The 25956-nt window shown below is 33.2% G+C and carries 21 protein-coding genes; 2 read left to right on the top strand and 19 right to left on the bottom strand.

Going from position 1 to position 25956, the window contains the following annotated elements; genetic code table 11:
- Positions 1-629: 629 nt before the first annotated feature.
- From AOB58_RS01195 to AOB58_RS01160, 8 genes are all read right to left on the bottom strand, one after another.
- Positions 630-2129, bottom strand: coding sequence for a hypothetical protein (locus tag AOB58_RS01195; protein ID WP_021339054.1), 1500 nt, complete (start codon positions 2127-2129; stop codon positions 630-632).
- An 81-nt stretch (positions 2130-2210) separates the two neighbouring features.
- Positions 2211-2705 (bottom strand): DUF948 domain-containing protein, encoded by a 495-nt coding sequence (locus tag AOB58_RS01190; protein ID WP_002507318.1) that lies wholly within the window; start codon positions 2703-2705, stop codon positions 2211-2213.
- A gap of 70 nt (positions 2706-2775) precedes the next feature.
- Positions 2776-4089 (bottom strand): UDP-N-acetylmuramate--L-alanine ligase, encoded by a 1314-nt coding sequence (gene murC, locus AOB58_RS01185; protein ID WP_021339053.1) that lies wholly within the window; start codon positions 4087-4089, stop codon positions 2776-2778.
- Positions 4090-4111: 22 nt separating this feature from the next.
- Complete coding sequence (locus tag AOB58_RS01180; RefSeq protein ID WP_021339052.1) at positions 4112-7894, bottom strand: DNA translocase FtsK; 3783 nt, start codon at positions 7892-7894, stop codon at positions 4112-4114.
- Between the two features lie 17 nt (positions 7895-7911).
- The gene (gene ytpR / locus AOB58_RS01175) at positions 7912-8511 is read right to left on the bottom strand and encodes a YtpR family tRNA-binding protein (RefSeq protein ID WP_064782823.1); all 600 of its coding nucleotides are present in this window, start codon (positions 8509-8511) and stop codon (positions 7912-7914) included.
- 13 nt (positions 8512-8524) lie between these two features.
- On the bottom strand, positions 8525-9388 hold the full coding sequence (locus AOB58_RS01170; RefSeq protein ID WP_021339051.1) for a DUF1444 domain-containing protein: 864 nt from the start codon (positions 9386-9388) through the stop codon (positions 8525-8527).
- Positions 9389-9517: 129 nt separating this feature from the next.
- Positions 9518-9826 (bottom strand): thioredoxin family protein, encoded by a 309-nt coding sequence (locus AOB58_RS01165; RefSeq protein WP_064782822.1) that lies wholly within the window; start codon positions 9824-9826, stop codon positions 9518-9520.
- Positions 9827-9845: 19 nt separating this feature from the next.
- Positions 9846-10889 carry a M42 family metallopeptidase gene (locus tag AOB58_RS01160; RefSeq protein WP_369965107.1) on the bottom strand — a complete coding sequence of 348 codons (1044 nt, stop codon included), beginning with the start codon at positions 10887-10889 and terminating at the stop codon, positions 9846-9848.
- 115 nt (positions 10890-11004) lie between these two features.
- Between AOB58_RS01160 and AOB58_RS01155 the strand changes: the two genes are divergently transcribed.
- Positions 11005-11325 (top strand): hypothetical protein, encoded by a 321-nt coding sequence (locus tag AOB58_RS01155; protein ID WP_021339048.1) that lies wholly within the window; start codon positions 11005-11007, stop codon positions 11323-11325.
- A gap of 162 nt (positions 11326-11487) precedes the next feature.
- Here AOB58_RS01155 and AOB58_RS01150 read toward each other — a convergent pair whose 3' ends face one another.
- The 8 genes from AOB58_RS01150 to AOB58_RS01115 form a co-directional block, all read right to left on the bottom strand.
- Positions 11488-12315 (bottom strand): YtnP family quorum-quenching lactonase, encoded by an 828-nt coding sequence (locus AOB58_RS01150; RefSeq protein ID WP_031265958.1) that lies wholly within the window; start codon positions 12313-12315, stop codon positions 11488-11490.
- 198 nt (positions 12316-12513) lie between these two features.
- Positions 12514-13158: a tRNA (guanosine(46)-N7)-methyltransferase TrmB gene (gene trmB / locus AOB58_RS01145; protein ID WP_002507309.1), complete on the bottom strand. Its 645-nt coding sequence runs from the start codon at positions 13156-13158 to the stop codon at positions 12514-12516.
- A 12-nt stretch (positions 13159-13170) separates the two neighbouring features.
- Complete coding sequence (locus AOB58_RS01140; protein WP_002507308.1) at positions 13171-13962, bottom strand: phosphotransferase family protein; 792 nt, start codon at positions 13960-13962, stop codon at positions 13171-13173.
- 465 nt (positions 13963-14427) lie between these two features.
- Positions 14428-15273, bottom strand: coding sequence for a D-amino-acid transaminase (gene dat, locus AOB58_RS01135; RefSeq protein WP_021339046.1), 846 nt, complete (start codon positions 15271-15273; stop codon positions 14428-14430).
- Positions 15274-15275: 2 nt separating this feature from the next.
- The gene (gene pepV / locus AOB58_RS01130) at positions 15276-16685 is read right to left on the bottom strand and encodes a dipeptidase PepV (RefSeq protein WP_021339045.1); all 1410 of its coding nucleotides are present in this window, start codon (positions 16683-16685) and stop codon (positions 15276-15278) included.
- A gap of 452 nt (positions 16686-17137) precedes the next feature.
- Positions 17138-17548: a YtxH domain-containing protein gene (locus AOB58_RS01125; RefSeq protein ID WP_021339044.1), complete on the bottom strand. Its 411-nt coding sequence runs from the start codon at positions 17546-17548 to the stop codon at positions 17138-17140.
- 15 nt (positions 17549-17563) lie between these two features.
- Positions 17564-18262 carry a pseudouridine synthase gene (locus AOB58_RS01120; RefSeq protein WP_002512504.1) on the bottom strand — a complete coding sequence of 233 codons (699 nt, stop codon included), beginning with the start codon at positions 18260-18262 and terminating at the stop codon, positions 17564-17566.
- Positions 18259-19896, bottom strand: coding sequence for a putative polysaccharide biosynthesis protein (locus AOB58_RS01115; RefSeq protein ID WP_021339043.1), 1638 nt, complete (start codon positions 19894-19896; stop codon positions 18259-18261). Before AOB58_RS01115 ends, AOB58_RS01120 begins: the two co-directional genes overlap by 4 nt.
- A 121-nt stretch (positions 19897-20017) precedes the next feature.
- Here AOB58_RS01115 and AOB58_RS01110 point away from each other — a divergent pair, with 121 nt between their 5' ends.
- Positions 20018-21277, top strand: coding sequence for a BaiN/RdsA family NAD(P)/FAD-dependent oxidoreductase (locus AOB58_RS01110; RefSeq protein WP_002507302.1), 1260 nt, complete (start codon positions 20018-20020; stop codon positions 21275-21277).
- Between the two features lie 286 nt (positions 21278-21563).
- Here AOB58_RS01110 and AOB58_RS01105 read toward each other — a convergent pair whose 3' ends face one another.
- The 3 genes from AOB58_RS01105 to AOB58_RS01095 all read right to left on the bottom strand — a co-directional run bounded on the left by AOB58_RS01105 (position 21564) and on the right by AOB58_RS01095 (position 25875).
- Entirely contained in the window at positions 21564-21875 is a 312-nt protein-coding gene (locus AOB58_RS01105) for a rhodanese-like domain-containing protein (RefSeq protein WP_002507301.1), read from the bottom strand.
- Positions 21876-21893: 18 nt separating this feature from the next.
- Positions 21894-24308: a leucine--tRNA ligase gene (leuS, locus tag AOB58_RS01100; protein ID WP_064782821.1), complete on the bottom strand. Its 2415-nt coding sequence runs from the start codon at positions 24306-24308 to the stop codon at positions 21894-21896.
- Positions 24309-24705: 397 nt separating this feature from the next.
- Positions 24706-25875, bottom strand: a complete 1170-nt coding sequence (locus tag AOB58_RS01095; RefSeq protein WP_002507299.1) for an MDR family MFS transporter — start codon at positions 25873-25875, stop codon at positions 24706-24708.
- Positions 25876-25956: the final 81 nt, after the last annotated feature.

Genomic DNA, 25956 nt, shown 5'->3' with positions numbered 1-25956 from the left:
TGTTAAACGTAATTCTAACAATAACTAGTTATAAGTTCAAGTCATGATTGTTAAAATTTCACTTTCTGCAAGTGAATATCCCTAATGGTAACTGAATTTTCAGTCATTTACCAGTAATATTTTACACTATTCATTCATTTTCTATACTTTATTAACTTAAGTTTCATTTAATTCAATTTATTTTTCATATAAATGCTGAATTGTACTTTCTAAATGATGATTTAATCATTCATCTATTAAATAAATACATTTATGTCACACAGTTTTTTCCTTTAAAAAGCACTAAAAAAAGGTTCTCGTTAATTTTAAGCGTCCGATTAAATTTTTAAAGCATATTGCACGTTGAGGCATCAAAATATAGCTATATCGTCTAATCAATCAAATATATGCAATAAAGCATTTATAAGCATTCTAGATGACTTAAATAACGTTCTAGATGCATCCTAGTTATTTGTGTAATTATAATACTTCAAAAATGGCAAAATAATCGTTTCAAGAGACACAATGAGTATAATAAATTCTAATTCGTATTACACTTTACATAACCTAGATCCTAAAAAGTATAAATTAAAAAGGCATCGAACAAGTTTTGTTCGATGCCTTTTATTATATTTCATTTGTAGTAATGATTAATCATTAAAAGTTCTTTTATCTATTTTACTTTGAGATTTTTCTGATTTTTTCAATTGCGATCTGTTTTTAGAGTAAGTTGGTTCATTATCTACATCTTTACTTTGTTGTGTCTCACTATTATTTGTTGTTTTATTAGTTTCTACTTCATCATGCACAAGGATGCCATCTTTAAATGATGATGTTTTATCTGTTTCATTTGTAGTGGCTTCGTTCTGTTGCTCTTTGCTTGCACTTTGATTGCTAATATCAGTTTCTGCTTTATCATGCACAAGGATACCATCTTTAAATGTTGACGTTTTATCTGTTTCATTTGTAGTAGCTTCGCTCTGATGTGCTGTGTTTGCAGTTTGATTGCTAAGACCAGTTTCTGCTTCATTATGAACAATAATACCATCTTTGAAATTTACAGATTTATGTGTTTGTTTTACACGTTGTTCAGCTTTTTCTGGTTTTACAATCGCATTACTTTTATTTTTGTCTGCAGAGTTTTCTACTTTATCAGTTGATTCTACAGCATGACCAACTTTTGGTGTTACTAAATTAGGCACATCTTTTTTGATGCTTTGTTTAGGTGATTCTGGTTTTAATAAACTTGCTGTGTTTTCTGCAACTTTATCATCGTCATTTAAAGCTTTGTTTTTATTTTTAGCTGCTAACGCTAATCCAGATGCTGTGACAGTACCTGCTAAAGCGCCTGCTTTCAAATGACTATTATTTTTGCTTTCATCTTCTTTTGAGTTTTTAGTTTCTAGGTTAGGCGCATCTTTTTGAGTATCACCTTTCGTTGTTTCTTCAGATTTCAAAAGATTATCAGTGTTTTCTGAAACTTGTGAATCATTATTTAATGATTGCTTTTTATCATGTGCAACTTTAGCTAAACTACCTGCTGCTATTGCACCACCTGTTGCTGCAGCTGCAGTTTGTGCACCATTATTATTTGAAGGTGTAGTACTAGAATCAGCTAAGTTATTATCTGCAGATTCTTCTTTAATAGCATTCTGTTGCGCATTGACCTCGTCCTCAGTCGGTTCTGAATTAGGATCAATATGTGTTGTTGTATCGTCACTCTGCTCCAAATTATTATCATCTTGAAGGTCTTGTGCTTGTGGTGACGTATCTGCTAAATTGTTGTCTGAAGTTTCTTGCTGAATTGCCACTTTTTGAGCAGCAAGTTCAGAATCTGTTATTTCAGTATCTTTGTTTTGCGCATCTGCAACAGTAGATTTAATACCATCTACTTGTTGTTCAGCGTCAGCTTGTTCACTTTCAGACTGCTCAATAATACTAGATTTAAAGCGTGATTCATCTTCAGAATCAACTTGAGATTTATCTTTAGTGCGTGACTTGCTTATAGAAATTAAACCAACAGCTGAACCAATAAATGCGCCTATGAGAAATCCGTAAACAAAATCATTTCTGGCACCTTTAGTAAAATATTCCGGTACTTCATAGCTTTCTACATTTCTTTCGTAATTATCACGGTTATAGTACTTCATAATTGAATGCCCCCTATAACAAATGCACTTAAATAAGTTTCATACCTCATTTAAGTGCATTTGTTTGTTTAAATATACGAATTATTTATTATCTACACGTGTAGTATAGCTATGATTAGAATCATCTGCTACACTGCTCGCTTTATAATTTGCACTATCTCTACGATTTCTTCTGTTTTGCCATTTGTCAGCAACTTCCATTGCTACATTTGACCATTGAACTACTTGAGAAATTTTATCTTCATTTTGAGAAATATTGTGCGTGATTGAGTTTGTAACTCGATCAACTGAACCATTTAACGTTTGAGCTGATTCGCCGATGCCTTTCACTGCATCAACTACAGAATTCAAACGATCTGATTTGTCTTGGATATCTTCAGTTAAGCGATTTGCTTTATGAAGTAAGTCCGTAGATTCACGTGTAATACCTTGAATTTGTCCTTCAACACCATCAAGAGTTTTTGCAACGTGATCTAAGTTTTTCTTAACTGAAAGTAAAATTACAACGATACCAATTACTAAAATAAGAAAAGCAATCGCCGCAATAATACCAGCTATAGGTAAAATCCATTCCATTTAAAACGCCTCCTATTAATCATATGTTGTTATTTAATATAAATACCCAAATCATTTTAACATAAACATATTAAAATGAGGTAGTAACACCCATTTCTTTCATATAAGCACGTTGAATCTTCTGAATATCGCCCGCGCCCATAAATAAAATAACTGCATCACTATATTGTTCTAACGCATTCACAGTGGTTTCATCAATTAATGTCGCATTATCAATTCTTTGGAGTAAATCTTGAATTGTTAAATTACCAGTATTTTCTCTTATTGAACCAAAAATTTCACATAAGAAAGTTTTATCTGCTAAATTTAAACTTTCAGCAAAATCATCCAAGAATGCTTGCGTTCGACTAAAAGTATGAGGCTGGAATACAGTTACAACTTCTTTATTTGGATATTTCTTTCTAGCTGTCTCAATTGTAGCACTAATCTCTCTAGGATGGTGTGCATAATCGTCAACTAATACTTGTTTTCCCACTTTTGTCTCATTAAATCTTCTTTTTACGCCACCAAAAGTTTCTAAGGCTTCTTTTATATTATTTACATCTAAACTTTCAAGATAGCTAACTGTAATAACGGCAAGTCCATTTAATATATTGTGATCTCCAAATTGTGGAGATAAGAACGTATCATAATATTCATCTTTAATGTATACATCAAATTTAGTTCCATTTTCACTAATTTGTAGGTTATCCGCATATACATCATCATTTTTTGAAAAACCATAATAATATACTGGGACATCTGCTTCTATCTTACGTAAGTGATCATCATCACCCCACGCAATAATTGCTTTTTTTACGTTATGTGCCATTTCTTGGAAAGCACTAAACACGTCTTCAACATCTTTAAAATAATCTGGATGATCAAAATCAATGTTTGTCATAATAGCATAATCTGGATGATAGCTTAGGAAATGTCTACGGTATTCACAAGCTTCAAATGCGAAATAATCACTTGCAGGAATACCTAAACCAGTGCCATCTCCAATTAAAAATGATGTCTTTTTATCCCCATTCATCACGTGTGACAATAAACCGGTTGTAGATGTTTTACCATGTGCACCTGTTACAGCTACAGATGTATATTGACTGATAACATGACCTAAAAAGTCGTGATAACGTATGACATCAAGTTTTAATTCATTCGCCTTAACAACCTCTTCGTGTGAATTTGGAAATGCGTTACCTTGAACAATTACCATGTCTTCTTTTATATTATTTTCGTCAAAAGGTAATATTTTAATACCTTTATTTTGTAATGCCACCTCTGTAAAAACATAATTATTTATATCTGAACCTTGTACTTCATTTCCAAGATCATGCATTATTTGTGCTAATGAACTCATGCCGGCACCTTTTATGCCGACAAAATGATAATGTGTCATTGTAACACTCCTTTATCTCTATTTAATTCTCATTCAAATCTAATTCTGTAATGTATACATCTCTTGGTTTTGAACCATTTGCTCCAGAAACATAACCTAATTGTTCTAATTGGTCTACAATTCTCGCTGCACGATTATAACCGATTTGGAAATGGCGTTGGACTAATGAAGTGGAAATATGACCTTCTTTCAACATAAATCTACATACATCATCAAATAAACTATCCTGAGGTTGTGCTTCCGTTTTTTTCAATAATTCTTTTTCTTCAAATAAATATTCTGGATCTCTTTGTTGTTTTATAAAATCAACAACATCGTCAATTTCATCATCCGATACAAATGTGCCTTGAACACGTATCGGTTTATTCATACCACTGCCTAAATAAAGCATATCTCCATATCCTAACAAGCGTTCAGCACCGCCACTATCTAGAATTGTTCTTGAATCGACACTAGACGATACCATAAATGCAATTCTTGTAGGTATATTTGCTTTAATTAAACCTGTAATGACATTCACTGATGGGCGTTGTGTTGCTACTAACATATGAATACCACAAGCACGTGCTTTTTGTGCAATACGTGCGATAGATTGTTCTACTTCTTGTGGAGCCATCATCATTAAATCAGCTAATTCATCTATAACTATAACAATTTTTGGCATTCTATCTTCATATGTTGCTTTCTTATTAAAAGCAGTAATATTTCTTACGTGATATTTTGCGAACACTTTATAACGACGTTCCATTTCTTCTACAGCCCATTTTAAGCTTTGCGTAGCCGCTTTTACGTCAGTAATTACAGGCGCTACCAAATGTGGTAAATCATTATATGGTGCCAATTCTACCATTTTAGGATCAATAAGTAATAATTTTAGCTCTTCTGGATGATTTTTATATAATAGTGACATTAAAATACTATTTATACATACAGATTTACCAGAACCTGTTGCACCAGCAATAAGTGCGTGTGGCGTTTTAGATATATCCATAAGTAATGGTTCATTATTAATTCTAAGCCCCATAGCAACAGTTAATTTAGACTCTGCATTTTTAAATGTAGGATCTTCAATAATTGAACGTAAATTGACTGTGGCAGCATTCTGATTAGGAACTTCTATGCCCACAAGGCTAGTACCAGGAATTGGTGCTTCTATACGAATATCTTTAGCTGCTAGCGCCATTTTAATGTCATCTTGCAATGCAGTTATTCTAGAAACTTTGACACCTTTTTCTACTGACAATTCAAAACGTGTGACACTTGGTCCTTCAGTAACATTTTGAACTTCAGCTGGAACATTAAAATAATAAAATGCATCATTAAGCTCTTGTTTTTTATCTTCGATCCAAACGTTATCAATTTCGTGTTGTTTAGGTTCTTCTAATAAATCTAAGTTAGGCAACTTAATATTAGGCCCTCTTCTAATTGTTGGCTTACCACTGTCATCAGTTGTCTTACTAGCATCTAACTGATTGTGTACCTTCTCAGGTTTTAATTTTGGTTCTTGATTTTGTGTTATTTGTGACACATGTTCATTATTGTTTTTATTAAATTTAGTTTCATCATGGCTTACGTATTGATTGCCATCCACTGAAGATGGATTCATTTCATTGTCATGTTTTTCTGACGTTCCATGATTGATAGATTGTTCACTATGATTTGATGCATCTATTGAATTTGATGGATGTTCTGTCGTTTCGGACGTCGATGTCAGATTTTGCTGTGGTTGCTCTTGTCCAACTGTTTCAGCTTTAACTACGCTTTCAGTACCAAGGTCATTGGATTCAATTTCTTTACTTTCATTTCGTGACGATTGTGATGTGTTACTTGAATTTGTAAAATGCTGATTACTATTTTTAAGTTTTTTAGCATCCATCATACGTTTTTTATCAGAAGGTGTCATAACAACATTAAACGGTTTGCTACCTTTTCTAATTGATGTTTGTTTTCTGTTTGAAGTCAATTCGTTAGATTCAGTTGTTTCATTATCAAGTGCATTTGATTGCGTACTACTAGAAAGGAGCTGTGTTTCTTTACTAGCAACTTCATCTTCGGTTTCAACTTGATCAGTATCAGATTGCGCTGTATTGTATTGTGCTGAACCTTGTTGCACTTCAGCTATTTCATTAGATACAGACTCCGATGACATGTCTGATTCTGATGGTTGTGTCATATCTTGAGCACTGTTTAGTTCTGTTTCAGTCGCTGATTCCTGATCTTCAAACTCTCTCTCTGTCTCAGACTCAAGTATAATACTTTCCGCTTCTGGTGATTCATTTTGTGGCATTGTCACTTCTCTATATTGAGCGTCTGATATATCGTCATTATCTTCTACTTCTACATAAAGATCTTCATCAGAAATATTTTCATTATTATCTTCAACTGTATTTAAAGTATCATCGTTTGAAATGGTTGTTTCGACATCATCATTTAGTGATTTGTGTTCAGCTGATGTATGATGTTCAATGTCATTATCACTATCAGGTGATTCTGATTCTAAATCTGCATCTACATTTACATATTCATCATTAATTTTATGTACATCGCGCACATTATCTAAATCAATTTCTTCATAATTAAATGGTGATGTAGCACCTATACGGGTATCATCCTCATTTTGTTGACTATCATCAGACAGTTGAGCGTCTTGAATCGATGCTTCTGTTTGATTTTCAGAAACATTTTTGGCTTTGCTCTCTTCGTCTAAAGAACTTTCACCAATAAAATGGTGTGCTTGTTTGGCATACATTTCATCTATTGCTTTTTGTATGCTGTCTTCGTTATTATCTTGGTTTTCTTGACGTTTTTGTTGCAACGCTTTTTTGAATTGGCGTTTTTGAAGTACTTTACGTTCACGTTCTCTTCGAATTTCTTCTACGATTTGTGATGCGTAAATATTTTCAATATTAATTGTGTTGTTTACTTTAGGTTGTTCATTTGAAGATTGCTGCTTTTGTTCAGAAGGTTGTTGTGGTTGTTTATTATCTTTTTCCACTTGCGCTTCTATATAGTCATTACCTTCAAAAGAGTATGGTTGCTTATTATCAACTTGTGAAGTTTCGTCGTCTGCTACATCAATTGATGGTTCTACAAATTGATCATTATAAATTTTAGTGTCATGTATTTCAGAAGATTCCTGTGCTGAAGTTTGCGATTGCGTTTTGTTACCTTCATAATTTGAAACTTGCTCGTTATTGCCGTTTTCAGTTTCATCTGAAGGTTTTATAACACCATTTTCCAGCGGGTGGGGTTTTTGAGTACCAAATATAGCAGATGGCACTTCACTCGCTTTAAAATCACTCTCATGATACATAGGTGTATCTCTTTTAGTTTTCTTAGAAGCATTTGCACGTAAAACATCAGTTTGTATTCTCATTCGTTGACCTTTATGAGATTTTGATTCTCGTTTTGGTTCTGAATATGTTTCTTTTGGTGACTCCTGATTTTCTGTTTGTGTATTAACATCATTAGAAGCTGTCTTATCATACAAATGTCTACGTCTTCTCTGCTTATGATTGGCATTTATAGAGTCTGAAGTATGACGATCACTGTGTTGTTGATCACTATGATTCGAACTATCTTTTGAAATTGAATCTTCTTCTGGATGCTGTGCTTCATTCGCTTCTTCTAAAATACGCATTGGAAACCTGAATTTTCCTTTGGGTCTTTCATAAACATCATTGTTCTGAGGAAGTAATGAATCTTGTTCTTGTTGTGTAGCTTTTTGACGTCGTTGGTTTCTTTTACTAAGATAATCTTCTGTAGAATCATTATCTTCTCCAAATAACTTGTCGAACCAGCTCATTCGTACATTACCTCCTTCTATTGTTCAAAAAATGCTTGGCCAACTGTGTAATCATCAGATAAGACCATAATCCCTTTTTCTTGAGGTGCATTTGGTAAATCAAGTTCCTTCATAGAACAAATCATACCACTTGAAGCTACGCCTCTTAACTCAGCATCTTTAATAACCATACCGCTTGGCATTACAGCACCTACTTTAGCTACTACTACTTTTTGTCCAGCATCGATATTAGCTGCACCACAAACTATCTGTAACTTTTCAGAACTTACATCAACACTGAGTACACTTAATTTATCTGCATCTGGATGTTTTTCTTTAGTTTCAACATAGCCTACAACAAACTTAGGAGACAAATCTGCATTTAATTTAAATGTAAATCCAGCATCTTCAATGGCTTTTTGAAATTCATTAACTAGTGTTTCAGTTAACTTAACATGCCCATTTCCACTTATAGTTGATTTTTCTGATACATTAAAAATGTTATAACCTACAACTTGAGATTCATTTTTAATTTCAACAACATCACCTTTATACTCATAATTGAACTCACCACTAGCTGGTTCAACTTGTAGAAACGCAACGTCTCCTACTGCTTCTTTGTTATAAAATAAATTCATGTCTATAGACTCCTTATTTCTTATCTTTATTTTCGTATTGCTTTCTTGTTGCTTCTAATCTTTGTATCACGTTAGGATCTCTTTTTTGTTTATTATTTTTTCCTAATATAAAAATAGGCTCAAAATGACCTTTGTCGTAACCTAATGATAATGATGTAATTGGGACTAAACCTTTTGTAAAGAATTCCATAGTTAAATGCGCCATTACGTCATAACCCGTTTTATTACGGATATCTGCAATAATTAACACATCCTGATGTGGCACTGCAACTAACATTTCACCTTCACATTGGTCTTGGATTTCATTTAAAAACGTCGTGTTTAAGATTCTACTCGCATCATAGCCATCGTTAGAGTTAATAAAATAAAATATATTGCCTTTTACTTCATCCGTAGTATATTTATTATCTAATTTTCGCACATTAAATAAGGCCATTTCTTTTAATTGTTGCTTAGATAACTTCATTGACTCTAACATTTTTTCATCCATAAGACGATATGATTTCCCTAGATCAACTACGTAGTAAATATTTGTTTCTGCAGTGTGTTCTTCTATAACAAATGCATTACCATCTTTATCTTTTTTATCAAAACTTGGGGATCTCAATACTGGCATGATTTGGGCACTATTAACCTCTGATAGCCCCTCCCCTTTCATTTGTTCAATAGCTTCTTCTACATAATATACAATTTCATCTACTATATTTTCTTTTTGTTCTTTATATTTAGCTACTATCGTAGCAACTTTTACAGTGACACCTTTGCCATTGTCTACTCTAGATATACGTAGCGTTTCATCTTCTCGATTAAAAGTAAACTTCACTTCTGGTTTGCTTAATCGATCTTTTAATTTATCTCTCATTTGAAAGACATTCATTGTTAACACTCCTATTTACGTGCCTTATTATAGTTTACAATAAATACACCCTTAGGAACAGAAAAAATGTAAGTTCTAAGGGTATATATTTTTATATTTCAACATGAATTATTTACAAAATAAATTTTTTTATAAAGATGCTAAAAAGTCATCAATTTGTTCGATGGATTTTCGCTCTTTTCCAATATAACTACCGATTTGTAAGCCGTTACGAAAAACTAGAAAACTCGGTATGCCCATAATGCCATTTTCCACACAAATATCTATAAATTTATCTCTATCAACTGAAATGAATTTATAATCAGTGTATTTATCCTCTAACTGTGGTAATTCGGGCTCAATCACTTTACAATCAGGACACCAATCAGCCGTAAATAAAAATACTGTTTGCTCGTTTTTAAGTTGCTCAAATTGTTGTTCAGTTTCTAATTGTTGCATCTAATCTCTCCTTCATGTGTTATTTATATTGTAATTCTTCAATTTTCGAATCATCTAATTGGGTAGTAGCTTGTGTTAATAATTCTCTTGCAGCTTCGTAATCTCTTATATCAAACACTGCGTTTGTACTATGAATATATCGTGCACAAACTCCAATTACTGCGGTTGGGATACCGATTTTTGCTTTGTGAATTTCGCCACCATCAGTGCCACCAGGTGAAATATAATATTGATGCTTAATTTTAAATTCATCAGCTAAATCTAGTAAGTAATCTCTAAAAGTTGGCTTAAGTAGCATCGTACCATCTTTAATTCTAATTAGTGTACCTGCACCTAATTCTCCAGATAAATTTTGTTTACCCTTCATATCATTGGCTGGTGAACAGTCTACTACAAAAGCCACATCAGGGTCTATCAATTCAGCAGATGCTTTAGCTCCTCTTAAACCAACTTCTTCTTGAACATTGGCACCTACATATAAGTCATAGCCAAGCTCTACATCTTTTAATAATTCCAATAATTCAATACCAAGCAAACAACCATAACGATTATCCCACGCTTTACTTGAGAAACGATGCTCTGATAATTGTGTGAAGGGTGTTTCTGGAACAATTGAATCACCAATTTCAATGCCACGTTTTCTTACATCTTTTTGATTTTCACAGCCAATATCTAAAAGTAAATCTTCAATTTTCGGTGCACCTTCATTACCTGTTCTAAAATGTTTAGGTATATTCGCAACCACACCGGTGATTTCTTCATTTTTACGCGATTTTACTTTAAGTCGTTGACCTTGCCAAATATCTGTAGCAACGCCGCCCAAATTTGTAAATTGTATCATACCATTTTCTGTAATATTTGTGATCATAAAACCAATTTCATCCATGTGAGCAGCCACCATTACACGCTTTGGATTCTTTACTTTCGAACGTTTAACACCGTAAATGCCACCCATGCGATTATAAACAAAATCATCTACGAATGGTTCTAATTCTGTTTTCAAGTATGCTTTTACATCATCTTCGAAACCAGGTGCGCCATGTAATTCTGTTAATGTTTTCATTCTAGCTAATGTTTTATTATTGTCTATATTCAATGTCTCTCACTCCTTACTATTTATTATATCATCTTCGTTATGGTAAACTATAAATATGACTTTATTGGAGGTAGATTGTGTTATGTTAAATAAAAAGAATAGGCTTATCATCTTATTTATTTCACTAACAACAATTGTCGGAGCGACTTATTTTTATAAACGTCAAAAAGATCTACAATATCACGATCCAGATAAAATTATTACTGAAGTAAGAACATACTTTATGAATGTTGTAGGATCTTATATATTGAATGAACCGATTACGTATAAAAAATCCGATAATAATTTTATTGTTTTTCAAGGTGGTATTACCACACAAAACAATAAAACATTAACATATTATGACTTTTTTGCAGATGCAAAAAGTGGAGAAGTTATAGATATTCTTGAATGTGAATCATAAAAGTAAAAGGTTAAAGTTTTGAACATGTAATGTATCAATCGCTTAAAGCACTGATTATACATTACGAGAGATAAAGATTAACGCTGTTTAGACATAGGACTACACCCATCCTTTTTTAAAACAGTAATAGTCCGTATCTCTTCGTTCATAACTTTAGCCTTTTTAATTTCTCGTAATATAAGTTTCTATCTCATTCAATTTATGCTTATCAAATTTCACAGCAAAGTATTTCGCATCATGATAATATAAGAACCAATAATCTTGCAAGATATAATTTGGAATTAAACGTTCTTTCTCTCTTATGGATTGCATAGGATAGTCATCATATGCTGTTACCCACAATGGATTTCTATGAGCTAGCGTCGGGAAGATGTCTCCCATGTGCACTGCTTTTTCTCCTTCACTTTCTATTGTGACTACTGAATGTCCATAACTATGCCCTCCAGTATGACGGATTTGAATGCCAGGATATATTTCTATCTCGTCCTCAAATAATATTAATTTATTTTTAAAATCTCCATTATTTTTCTGCCAGTAAGTCGATTTACTACGTATATTGGGACTTTGGAATTCATGCCATTCATCTTGTTGAAGGACATGTATTGCATTACTGAAAATAGCATGTCCATCGTTATCCGTTAGCCCAGCTGCATGGTCAAAATGAAGATGAGTCATTAATACATAATCAATATCCTCTAGTGTTAGATTTAATGCTTTTAGATCATTTTCCATATCACTCTCATAATGGACACCAAATATTTTACGTTCTTTATCAGTTAATTTTCCAGTACCAATACCAGTATCAACAATAATATTTTTATCCTCAGTTTGGATAAGTATCGGATGTGTAGGTAATGGGATTTGATTTTTTTCGTTCACCTCGTATTTTTTTGTCCATAGTGCTTTTGGTACAACGCCAAACATTGCACCCCCATCAATATGAGTAATACCCCCGTTTAAATAATGTACTTTATAATTGCCTAATTTCATCATTTAATTCCTCCTCATCTTCCATTTAACAACGTTGATTACTTTCTATAGTAATACAATACATTTACTACGTAAAATAATGGATATGATTTGAAAACACTGATTCTTCAATTTCCTTCCTCTACGCAATCAATACTATTATGAATAATATAAAAAATGCCAACAAAGTTATATAACTCTGTTGGCATTTTTTAATAATTATAAATTTTTATGGAATTTTGCTTCCATGCGATAAATTCTTGAGCCCTTGTCAGAAAACTTTCTTTCATACTCAGTTTCTATATTATCTTCGTCATCTTCCTGATGAAGATTTAAATTGAGTTTAGTAAAATACATACCGAATTGAGACATACTCTCTAAACTATAAGCAAAAAGACCTCTGTTGTCAGTTTTAAAATGAAGTTCCCCATCTTCTTTCAAAACTTGCTTATACAGTGCTAAAAACGTATGATACGTCAATCTACGCTTAGTATGTCGTTTTTTAGGCCATGGATCTGAAAAATTCAAATATATACGATCAATTTCGCCATCTTTGAAATATTCATTGAGCTCCAGTGCATCATTACATATCAATTTAATATTTGTAAGGCCAAGTTCTTTAACTTTATCTACAATATTAACTACTACACTTTTTTCTCGTTCTAAAGAAATAAAATTTATATCAGGATTTTGACCAGCAAGTGTCGTAATAAACTGTCCCATTCCTGACCCTATTTCAATATATATTTCTTGATCTTTATCAAACCAGTCACTTATGTGCCTTGCATGACTACCATCCATATCCACTAATTCAGGATGTGATTTTAAATAATCTTCTGCCCAAGGCTTGTAACGCATTCTCATTCTGATAACTCCTTATATAAAAGCATTGTTATTCATTACTTCATTTAAGAATTTAAGCCACATATTCATATCTTTGTAGCGCTTTTGTTCTTCGTACCATTGAACCATACCTATAGACTGGATAACTGTATACCATTTCATACGTTTTTGTAAGTCCATTGAATCTTTTGTTCCATATACATCTAACCAGTGAGGCCATTTCTTTTCAGGAACGTAATTGTATAGCAGCATACCTAAATCAATTGCAGGATCAGCAATCATCGCACCTTCCCAATCAACCAAGTAAAGCTCGTCACGATCTGATAATAACCAATTATTATGGTTGACGTCGCCATGCACAACCGTAAAGAAACGTGGATCTAAATTAGGCATATGATCTTCTAAATACGTCAATGCTTTTCTTACTACATGATGCGTTAAAACTTCTCTAGATAATGAAGCGTTAATTTTGTTTAACAAAATATCGGGTGTGATCGGCTCCATTTCCATTCGTTTTAACATATTCAATAGTGTTCTTGAACTATGAATTTTTTTCAATAAATTAGCTACTCTTTGTTCGTACATTTCATTGAAAGTAAGTTCTCTACCATTTTTCCAATGCTGCGCCGTTACAACTTCTCCAGTTTCGATACGTTTCGTCCAAACTAGTTTTGGCACAATACCTTCAGCAGATAAGGCTGCAATAAAAGGGTTTGAATTTCTTTTTAAAAATAATTTCTGTCCATCCTGTTCAGCCATATAAGCTTCACCAGATGCACCACCTGCTGAATCAAGCGTCCATCCTAATTGATAAAACTGCTCCAACACGTTCACCTCACTTTCAACTAGAAAATGGCTCCTGAAAAGAATTTTCGAGAGCCATATATAATAATTTTTAATTCAAAATTATAAACTCCAACCAAAATTGTGCAGCCTCAAGTTTTATGACTGACACATTGTCCCATCGTGGTTCAAGTCCTTTTTAATTTATTAATACTCATACTATCTGAGCTAATTTACAATAACTTTTACATCATATCATAAATTAGCTCTTAACAGAGTATTAATTTAATATTTCTTTATCTTTTTTTGTGAAATTTTTTACTTCCAAATTTCATGACATATAAAAGATTTTATAATCTTTAATACTTTATTTCAACTATAAATGAGAAATTAAAATTCACATTTTGATTCCATACCTTTATGGAATTCTATTAAACGGCTCAGTAAGAATTATAACATAATTTGACCTTAATATATGTTACATTTTCTATCCATTTATTGAAATTATTAACTATGCGTGTCAATATATCTATTAAATCCTTCTTGTAACGATTTAGTGATTGGCCCTACTTTTCCATCACCCACAGCTTCACCATTTAATTTAACAACTGGCATCACTTCAATTGATGTACTTGAAACCAAAACTTCATCCGCATTTTTCAAAAAATCTAAAGTAAATGTTTCTTCTTTAAACGAAACACCTTTTTCTTGAGCAATTTCTTTTATAACCATACGTGTAATGCCGTTCAAAATATAGTTGTTGATTGGGTGTGTATAAATCACTCCATCTTTAATTGCGTAAACATTACTTGAAGATCCTTCTGTAACAGTTTCACCACGGTGCTGAATTGCTTCTTGTGCATTATATTTAACAGCATATTCTTTTGCTAATACATTGCCTAATAAATTCAAGCTTTTTATATCACATCTTAACCAACGGATATCTTCAGTTGTCACGGCATTTATGCCTTCTTCTAATAGCTTATATGGACGATCATAAGTCTTTGTAAAAGCTGTGATGTTCGCTTTTACTGATGGCGTAGGAAAGGCATGGTCACGTGGTGCAGTACCACGTGTTACTTGAATATATACACCGCCATTAACTACACCATTTGCAGCTATCAGTTCGCGTACGAGTTCTATAAGGCCATTAACAGTATAGTTTAATTCTAAGCCAATTTCTTTAGCACTTCTTAATAATCTTTCAAAATGTGCATTGGCAGTAAAGGGATGATTGTCATAAACTCTTATATATTCATAAATACCATCACCAAATACATAACCTCTATCGTTATAAGCTACATTTGCATCTTTTTCTTCTAGTAATCTTTCGTTTATTAACACTTTTGTCATATTTATTCCTCCACACACAAAGTATATAGTGACTCTAAATAGATACTCGTCGCATCAAATAATTGCTTCTTACTGATATATTCATTTTTTTGGTGCATTAAATCTTCAGAATCATTGAACATTGCTCCAAAGGCAACACCTTTATCTAAATTACGGGCGTATGTGCCACCACCAATTGTGTATGGTTCAGTTTCATCGCCTGTTTGGTTTCTATAGGCTTGTACGAGCGTTTGAACAAATGGATCATCTTTTTCTACATAGTGTGGTGTTTGATTTTTACCTAATTCAATTGAAAATCCAAGTGATTGAACTTCACTCTTGAAACGCGTCATTGCTTCTTCAAATTCAAATCCTTGCGGATATCTTAAATTAACACCAAATGTCCCACCTTTGACATTGTCATAAGACATAACACCAATATTCGTCGTTAAATCACCCATAACATCTGTGTGGAATTTCATACCCATTTTTTCTCCGAAATGAGAATTGAATAAATATTTTTCACTGAAATCTACGAAATTAGCTGCTGTTTTATCTAAATCTAGGCTTGATAAGAAATTTAACAAGTATAAACCAGCATTGACACCGATAGAAGGATCCATACCATGTACAGCTTTTCCTTGAACTTTTAATACAAGTACACCACTATCAACGATACTTTCCCCTTCAATATTGTTCTCTTGAACAAATTGTTCGAAATTTTGAATGACGTCAGTCATGTTTTCTTTTACAGATACATTTGCCACGGCTTCATCAGGTACCATATTATATCTTTGACCTGAGTTAAATGAAATTAATTCATATTCTGGCTCGTCTTGGTCTTCTGCTTTTTCATTTTGTATCACATCAAAAGTAGTAATACCTTTTTCGCCGTGAATTGCAGGGAATTCTGCATCCGGTGCAAATCCTAATGCAGGCATTTCTTCAGTTTCAAAATAACGCTCAGTGCATTGCCAATCAGATTCTTCATCAGTACCTATTATAATATGTATACGTTTTTTCCAATTTACATTCATATCATTTAATATTTTAACTGCATAGTACGCTGCAATTGTTGGACCCTTATCATCAAGCGTACCTCTTGCAATAATTCTATCGTCTGTCACAACTGGATCAAACGGATCAGAATCCCAACCTTCTCCAGCAGGTACAACATCAACATGGCATAATATACCAAAAACATCTTCTCCAGCACCCGCTTCAATACGACCAGCGATATGGTCTACATCATGTGTGCCAAATCCATCGCGTTCAGCTATTTTGTACATGTAATCTAAGGCTTTTCGTGGACCAGGTCCAACTGGATATTCTGCTGTTGCTTTATTATCTTCCCTAACACTCTCAATAGATAATAAACCTTTCAAATCATCAACGATTAGATCTTCATACTCTTTCACTTTGTCTTTCCACATTTGTGATCCACTTCCTTCTCCAAACTTATATATTTAATATTTTACATGAAGTGTGGAAGAAACTACAGTGAGATGTCATTATTATTTAAAAATTCCAACTGTTTAGTCAACAAAGAAAACAGTTCAACCTATATATATTAATATATTTCAAAAACTGTATTAATATAAAAAAGAAGTGAGACAAAATACATGTCTCATCCTTAATTATTATATTGGCAGTGACTGACTGAACTGAAAATGCGCTTATATTAATCTTTTAAAGCACTACTACTTCATTTATGAAGACAAGTAGGTCTTATGCAAGCGCTCCAGCTCATGTATTCGATTTTCTAGTTATCTTTGTGGGACTCGGCTCATACGACGAAATCTCGTTAAAAAATATAAATTTCTGTCGCACTTACATAAAAAAACCTAGTTCACTAAAATGAACTAGGCCGTCAAAACGTAATCTACTACTTATTATCACGTTTATTACTATTATTTTTTAATTCTTCTTCAGTTACGACACGTAGATTATTAGAAGGATCTCCGCCTTCATCATCGAATCTAGCTTCTTCAATTTCTACGTCTTCTTTTTTGACACCATTTTTGAAATGATTTTTTTGATCTTTAAGGTAACCTTTAGGGTCTTGTTTTACTTTTGAAGCATAGCCTTTAGGATCTTGTTTTACTTCACTATAAGTTTCGCCTGCTTTTGAACTAATTTGACTAGCGATATCTTTCGCGTTTTGTTTATATGATTCTGGATTAGACTTGTATTTGCCATACTCGTCTTTTAATCTATCTCTATTTTCTTTTTTAGAAAGAACAACTGCAGCCGCTGCTCCGCCGATACCTAATACTGCTTTAAATAAATTTGACATAAAAACACCTCTTCATTATTTTAATCCTAATTGTTTAAAATCTTGTTGAGTTAGATGACGATATTCTCCTGGCGCTAATGCTGAATCTAGCTTTAAGTCGCCAATGCTAATACGTTTCAAAGCTAAAACTTCATTATCTATAGCATGAAACATACGCTTAACCTGATGATACCTTCCTTCGTATATTGTGACAAATGATTTGTTCTTTTCATCACCTTCAACTAATTGAGCAGGTTTCGCCAATCCCTCATTTAATTCAATACCCGTTTTAAAGGATTCTATATCATTTTTTGTAATAGTTTTTTCAGAAATTACTTCATATGTCTTAGAAACATGCTTTGTTGGACTCATCAATTGATGGTTAAACTGCCCATCATTAGTGATGAGCAATAACCCTTCAGTATCTTTATCCAAACGTCCAACTGGAAATAGTTCTAAATATCTAAATTCTTCTACTAAGTCTATAACTGTCTGTTGATTATTATCTTCAGTAGCTGATAAATACCCTTTTGGTTTATTTAACATCAAATAGATTTTATCTATATACTGAATTTGCGTTTCATTAACGCTTACAGTATCCGTATCTGGATTGATTTGTGTTTTTGGTGATTTCTCTTTTTTATCATTCACGGTAACATTGCCTTTTTTTAGTAGTTGTTTCACTTCTGTACGTGTTCCTACGCCCATATTAGCTAAGAATTTATCTATTCTCATTCTGCGATACCTAATTTACGTCTAATTTTCTGTGGAATATCACCTAAAAACTGATCTGCAAGTCTTGTCTTCATAGTCATGCTAGCATAAACTAACATACCAACAATCACACTAACAATAATTATAATCAGCGATCCAAATTTAGATTGTGTTGAAATAAAGAATTGTAAGATAAAGAATGTTAATTCAACTGATATCATCATAATTAAGCTATACAAGAATATTTTACCAAAGTGTAACCATGTTTCTGAAAAATCAAATTTAGCATGTTTTTTAAGTATATACAGATTACATGACACTGCAAATAATAATGCAATTGCCGTACTTAATATCGCACCAGCAGAATGGAACGCTATAATTAATGGTGTATTTAACACTACTTTTATTACAACTGCCGCTAATATAACAAATACTGTTAATTTTTGTTTATCAATACCTTGTAACATTGATGCTGTTACACTCAATAAACCAATTAGAATTGCTACTGGCGCATAGTAGAATAGCATTTGGCTACCATCAACATTATAACTATAAAAGACTGTATATAATGGTAATGCTAATGCCATAATACCTAAACTTGCAGGCACTGTGATGAACATTAGAACCCCTAATGACGTACGTATTTGTCTGTGCATCTCATGTAATTCACCTTTTGCATACGTTTTAGTAATAAATGGAATTAAACTTACTGCAAAACCAGCTGATAGTGCTGTTGGAATCATAACGATTTTATTTGTCGTCATATTTAAAATTGTAAAGAAATAGTCATGCATATTGCTAGACACACCTGCTAAACCGAGTGCGCTATTATGTGTAAATTGATCGACTAAATTAAATAATGGGAAATTCAGACTCACGATGACGAACGGAATACTGTAAGAAATAATCTCTTTGTACATTTTACCGTATGATATATCAATGCCCGTTGTATCCGTTGCAACCATTTTTTCAATATTAGGTTTTCTTTTTCTCCAGTAATACCATAGTGTGAAAATCCCTGCAATTGCTCCTACAGCCGCTGCAAATGTAGCAATACCATTAGCTGCAAGTACACTGCCGTTAAATACATTAAGAACTAAATAACTACCAACTAAAATAAATAGTATACGTGCAATTTGTTCAATAACTTCTGACACTGCTGTTGGTCCCATAGATTTGTAACCCTGGAACACACCGCGCCATGTAGCAAGTAGCGGAATAAAAATAACTACCATACTAATAATTCTAATAATCCATGTAATTTCGTCTACTGACCACCCGCCATTTGCACCTGCTTTATTTGCTAAAGTAATAGATGCAATTGTTGGAGCTAATAAATATAAGATGAAAAATCCTATAAATCCTGTTACAGTCATAACAAGAAAGCTTGATTTATACAGTTTTTCACTGACCTTATATGCACCCATTGCATTATACTTAGAAACATATTTAGACGCTGCTAATGGGACTCCCGCAGTTGCAATAGCAATCGCTATATTATACGGGGTGTATGCATAGTTGAAAGGCGCCAAATTTTCCTCTCCACCAATAATCGAGTAGAATGGAATAATATATATAACACCTAAAACCTTAGTAATCAAAATACTAAGCGTAATTAAAAAGGTGCCCCTCACTAATTCTTTACTTTCACTCATTCAGATCTTCCTATCTCAAATTAATTTTTACACTCATAACTTTAATAATAACGTTATAACTACTTTTTTTCAAAAGTATATTACTATAAAATAACACTATATAGCTAAGGGAGGCAATAAAATGTATCAAACAATTATAATCGGTGGTGGGCCAAGTGGACTCATGGCTGCCGCTGCAGCAAGTCAAAATAGCGAAAATGTTTTATTAATTGAGAAGAAAAAAGGATTGGGTCGCAAGCTAAAAATTTCTGGTGGCGGCCGCTGTAATGTTACTAACCGCCTTCCTTATGATGAAATTATTAAAAACATACCTGGCAATGGAAAATTTTTATACAGTCCTTTCTCTGTATTTGATAATGAATCCATCATTCAATTTTTCGAATCAAGAGGTGTAGGTTTAAAAGAAGAAGATCATGGTCGTATGTTTCCAGTATCTAATAAAGCACAAGACGTGGTAGATGCCCTCATTCATACGTTACAACAAAACAATGTAAACGTTAAAGAAGAATCTACTGTCCAATCTATTGAATATACACCACAACAAACGTTTCAAGTTACACTAAATGAGCAACAACAATTTGAAAGTAAGAGTCTCATTATTGCGACTGGTGGTACTAGTGTACCCAAAACGGGGTCTACTGGAGATGGTTATAAATTTGCTAAACATTTAGGTCATACGATTACAGAATTATTTCCGACCGAAGTCCCTATTACGTCTTCTGAACCTTTTATTAAGAACAAGCGTTTAAAAGGTTTAAGTTTAAAGGATGTTGCACTATCCGTATTGAAAAAGAATGGCAAACAACGTATCACACATCAAATGGATATGTTATTCACACATTTTGGTATAAGTGGACCTGCCGCACTGAGATGTAGTCAATTTGTATATAAAGAGCAAAAAAGTCAAAAACAAAAAGAGATTCAGATGCAACTTGATGCTTTTCCAAATCTGAGTGTCGCTCAATTAGAAGCACAAATTAGAAATATATTAAAAGATACACCTGACAAATATATTAAAAATAGCTTGCACGGGTTAATCGAAGAACGTTATTTATTATTCATTATTGAACAAGCACAAATTAGTGATGACTTAACTGCCCATCATATTTCAAATGCACAAATTAATAAGTTAGTTGAATTATTTAAAGGTTTTACTTTTACTGTCAACGGAACGTTGCCCATTGATAAAGCTTTTGTAACTGGTGGTGGTGTGTCATTAAAAGAAATACACCCTAAAACTATGATGTCAAAACACGTACCAGGGTTATTTTTGTGCGGTGAAGTATTAGATATACATGGTTACACAGGTGGATATAATATCACAAGCGCTTTAGTCACTGGTAATGTTGCTGGCTCAAACGCGGGTGAATTTCATCTTTAATACTTAAATATAATCTTCACAAATCAAAACAAACAAAATGCTCTTATAGCATTTTGTTTGTTTTTTTGATTTATATTGTCATCGAGACAATATTTGCCTTTGACAAGTTCATAGCTGAAGACTATAGGATGACGCTGCGCTTGTGGAATACTTGCACAAAAAAATGCCAACAAAGTCAGAGACTTTGTCGACACTTTAAAATTACAATTAACGCTCTAAAAAGAAAGCTAATTAGAATTTATTAAATCAAACATTTTCAATTCAATATTTTAAGCTTTATTTCAACTTAAATACTATTGATTTCTAAACCTTCGTCGCCCCACGCGTCCATACCGCCTTCAACATTAACTGCATGTATATCGTTTTGTTCAAGGAATTGAACAACTTGTGCACTACGTCCGCCCACTTTACAAATGATATAATATGTTTCATCTTTGTTAAAATGATTTAATTTATCTGGAACTTGATTCATTGGTATTTTTTCTGCGCCTGGTATTACACCCATAGCTGTTTCTTCATCTGTTCTAACATCAACGATATGAATTGGATCAGAATTTAGGACCTTATCTTTCAACTCATCAATTGTAATAGATTCCATAAATAATTCCTCCTACTATTATTTAGCTACAATGTTAACTAATTTTTTTGGTACTGCAATGACTTTCTTGATATCTTTACCTTCAATTTCAGCTTTAACATTATCATTATCAAGTGCTAATTGTTCCATTTCTTCTTTTGAAGTGTCTTTTGGAATATTAATCTTAGCACGTACTTTACCGTTCACTTGAACAACAATTTCGATTTCATCATCAACGAGCAATGATTCATCATATGAAGGCCATGGTTGATAAGTGATTGTTTCTTCATGTCCAAGTTGCGTCCATAATTCTTCAGATATATGTGGTGCAATTGGTGCCAACATTTTAATGAATCCTTCAATATATGGTTTGTAAATTTCATCTGTTTTATAACAATCATTGATAAATACCATAAGTTGACTTATCGCGGTATTGAAATTCAAAGTATTATAATCCTCAGTAACTTTTTTCACTGTTTGATGATAACTTTTATCTAAAGCTTTATTATTAATATTTACCACTTTATCGGAAATCAAACCATCATCAGTAACTAATAAGCGCCAGATTCTGTCTAAGAAACGTCTTGAGCCGTCTAAACCATTTTCACTCCATGCAATTGCTGCATCAAGTGGTCCCATAAACATTTCATACATACGTAAAGTATCAGCACCATGTGATTTCACGATATCATCTGGGTTGATTACATTACCTTTTGACTTACTCATTTTTTCATTACCTTCACCGAGTATCATGCCTTGGTTAAATAATTTTTGGAATGGTTCTTTCGTAGGGACTACACCTAAATCATATAAAACTTTATGCCAGAATCTCGCATATAATAAGTGAAGTACTGCGTGTTCTACACCACCAATGTATAAATCAACCGGTAGCCAGTGTTTTAATTTTTCTGGATCAGCAAGCATTTGATCATTATCTGGATCAATATATCTTAAATAATACCAACAGCTACCTGCCCATTGTGGCATAGTATTTGTTTCGCGACGACCTTTCATTCCAGTTTCTTCATCAACCACATTAACAAAATCAGCAATGTTAGCTAATGGAGATTCGCCTGTACCTGAAGGCTTAATTTCATCCGTTTCAGGTAAAAGTAACGGCAATTCTTCTTCTGGAACAGTGGTCATTGAACCATCTTCCCAATGAATTACAGGTATTGGTTCGCCCCAATATCTTTGACGACTAAATAACCAGTCTCGTAATTTATAATTTACTTTTCTAGTACCCTCACCTTTTTGTTCTAACAATTCAATTGCTTTAGCAATCGCTTCTTCGTTATATAAACCGTTCAACTCGCCAGAATTAACATGTGGTCCATCTCCATCATAGGCTTCTTGCGATAAATCGCCACCTTCGATAACTTCTAAAATTGGCAAATCAAATGTTTGTGCGAATTCATAGTCTCTTTGGTCTCCACTTGGTACTGCCATAACTGCACCAGTTCCGTATGTGGAAAGTACATAATCGGCAATCCAAATTGGAACTTGTTGTCCAGATAAAGGATTCGTTGCATATGCACCAGTGAATACTCCGGATTTTTCTTTAGATAAACCTGTACGTTCTAAGTCTGACTTTTTAGCCGCTTCTTGTTGATAATCTTTGATAGCCACTTCTTGATCTGCTGTTGTAATTTGATTTACAAGTTCATGTTCAGGACTTAACACTAAGAATGTTGCACCGTACACAGTATCTGCACGTGTTGTAAATACTTCAATTTGGGCATCATTGTCTTCTACATCGAATGAGATAGCAGCCCCTTCTGAACGACCAATCCAGTTACGTTGCATGTCTTTTAATGATTCAGGCCAATCTAAGTCATCTAAATCTTCAAGTAAACGATCTGCATATTCAGTAATTTTTAATACCCATTGTTTCATTGGTTTTCTTACCACAGGGTGACCGCCACGTTCGGACACACCGTCAATAACTTCTTCATTTGAAAGTACTGTACCAAGTTCTGGACACCAGTTTACTGCAACTTCATCAACGTAAGCGAGTCCTTTATTATATAATTGAATAAAAATCCATTGCGTCCATTTATAATATTCTGGGTCTGTAGTATTCACTTCTCTATCCCAATCATAACTGAAACCTAATTCTTTAATTTGACGTTTAAACGTCTCAATATTTTTTTTAGTAAATTCACGAGGATCATTACCAGTGTCTAAGGCATACTGTTCTGCAGGAAGACCAAATGCATCCCACCCCATTGGATGTAACACATTATAACCTTGCATACGTTTATAACGAGAAATAATATCGGTAGCTGTATAACCCTCTGGATGGCCTACATGAAGTCCTGCACCTGATGGGTATGGAAACATGTCTAGCGCATAGAATTTTTTTTGACCTAAATTATCGCTCGTTTTAAAAGTTTTATGTTCTGCCCAATAATCCTGCCATTTCTTTTCAATTTCATTATGATTGTAGTTCACTACTTTTCCTCCTATTCAATAAAAAAACACCTCAAACTATTATCGATTTCAAAAGGGACGACTTTCACCGCGGTACCACCCAGTTTCACATTAAATGTGCGCTCATTTAAATTAATAGTTAGAGATGTTATAAATTCATTTAAGTCCTGGTAAGTTCACTCAATGCTTAACACTAGGTTCCACCTTTCCTAGTTCTCTGTAGAAAAGCTTTCAAGTTACTACTCCTATACATTACTAATGATATTTGAAAAAAGGTTTTATTTCAAGTGGAAAACGCGAAATAAAGCTACACTAAAAGTTTCTATGTTGCGATTTATTAGTTTTTATAAAAAAATCGAACAAGCAACCTTACACCTGTTCGAGAAAATGATTATAATTTTTATTTTCCATGTAAAATTTATACATCTTTTGGTAATTTCCTATCATAAATCATTAAGAAAAACACTGCGATAACAAGTAAACCTATCATACTTAAAAACATCGCTTGCATATTAAATGTATCTACAAGAACTCCGCCTATAAGCGGACCAAAAGCCTTGCCTACAGTTGCTGCTGAGTTAACATACCCTTGAAACGCCCCTTCTTTTCCTTTTGGAGCTAATTGATTTGCAATTGTTGGAACGGCTGGCCAAACAAACATTTCACCTAATGTTAGTATAATCATACCTATCATGAACACTGAAAATTGTTCAGCAAAACTTGTCACTAAGAACGACATTATAAAAATCGCTATACCTACCAACATTTGATATTTTAAATTACCTTTTAGTAACCTGATTACCGGCATAATTAGCGGTTGTGCAACCAGAATCATAATACCATTAACAGTCCATAACAAACTGTATTGGCTCATTGACATATTAATTTCTTGAGTGAAAGAAGCAATCGTACTCTCCCATTGAATGTATGCAATCCAACAAATACTAAACATCACACATAAAAGTGATAGCGCAATAAATTGAACTCTGTTTTGTTTAGATAATAAGGACATCGTATCATTCGATTTTACTTTCACATCAAGTTTAATATTAAATTGTGTGATTGCTACAACTGCAAATGCTACATACATTAATAAGTTTGCTATAAATATGTAATTGAAACTCAACTCTGCCACAAAACCTCCGGATGCTGCTCCTATAGCGACACCTAAATTTTGCGCTAAATAGATTGCGTTAAATGTTTGGCGGCCACCTTGAGGCCATGCAGCGCCTGCGAGTGCATAAATAGCTGGAATAATCATACCCCCGCCAAAACCTAATGCTACGAGCCAAACCGCATACCAAGGCCACCCATGGAAGAAATTTAATAGCGTTGTACTGATTAAACATATAACTGTACCTATCATAATCGTTGGGTAGCCACCTAATTTATCAAATAAATTACCACCTAATAAATTACCAATAACCATACCAAACGAATTGATCATTAGGACAAAACCAGCCATTGTAAGACTTTTATCTAATTGTTCATTCATATAAATTGTATTTAAGGGCCATAAAAAACTTGAGCCAGTGATATTTAATGCCATCCCAATAACTAACCACCACACTGATTTAGGCATTTTCATAACAGTAAGCTCCTCTCTATTTTTAAAATTTCTAATTTTACACTAAACACTATATCATTAAAATATGTTAAAATCTTTAAC

The sequence above is a fragment of the Staphylococcus sp. AntiMn-1 genome, from assembly GCF_001663395.1.
Taxonomy (GTDB): domain Bacteria; phylum Bacillota; class Bacilli; order Staphylococcales; family Staphylococcaceae; genus Staphylococcus; species Staphylococcus equorum.
This window is presented reverse-complemented; position numbering and strand designations above follow the sequence as displayed.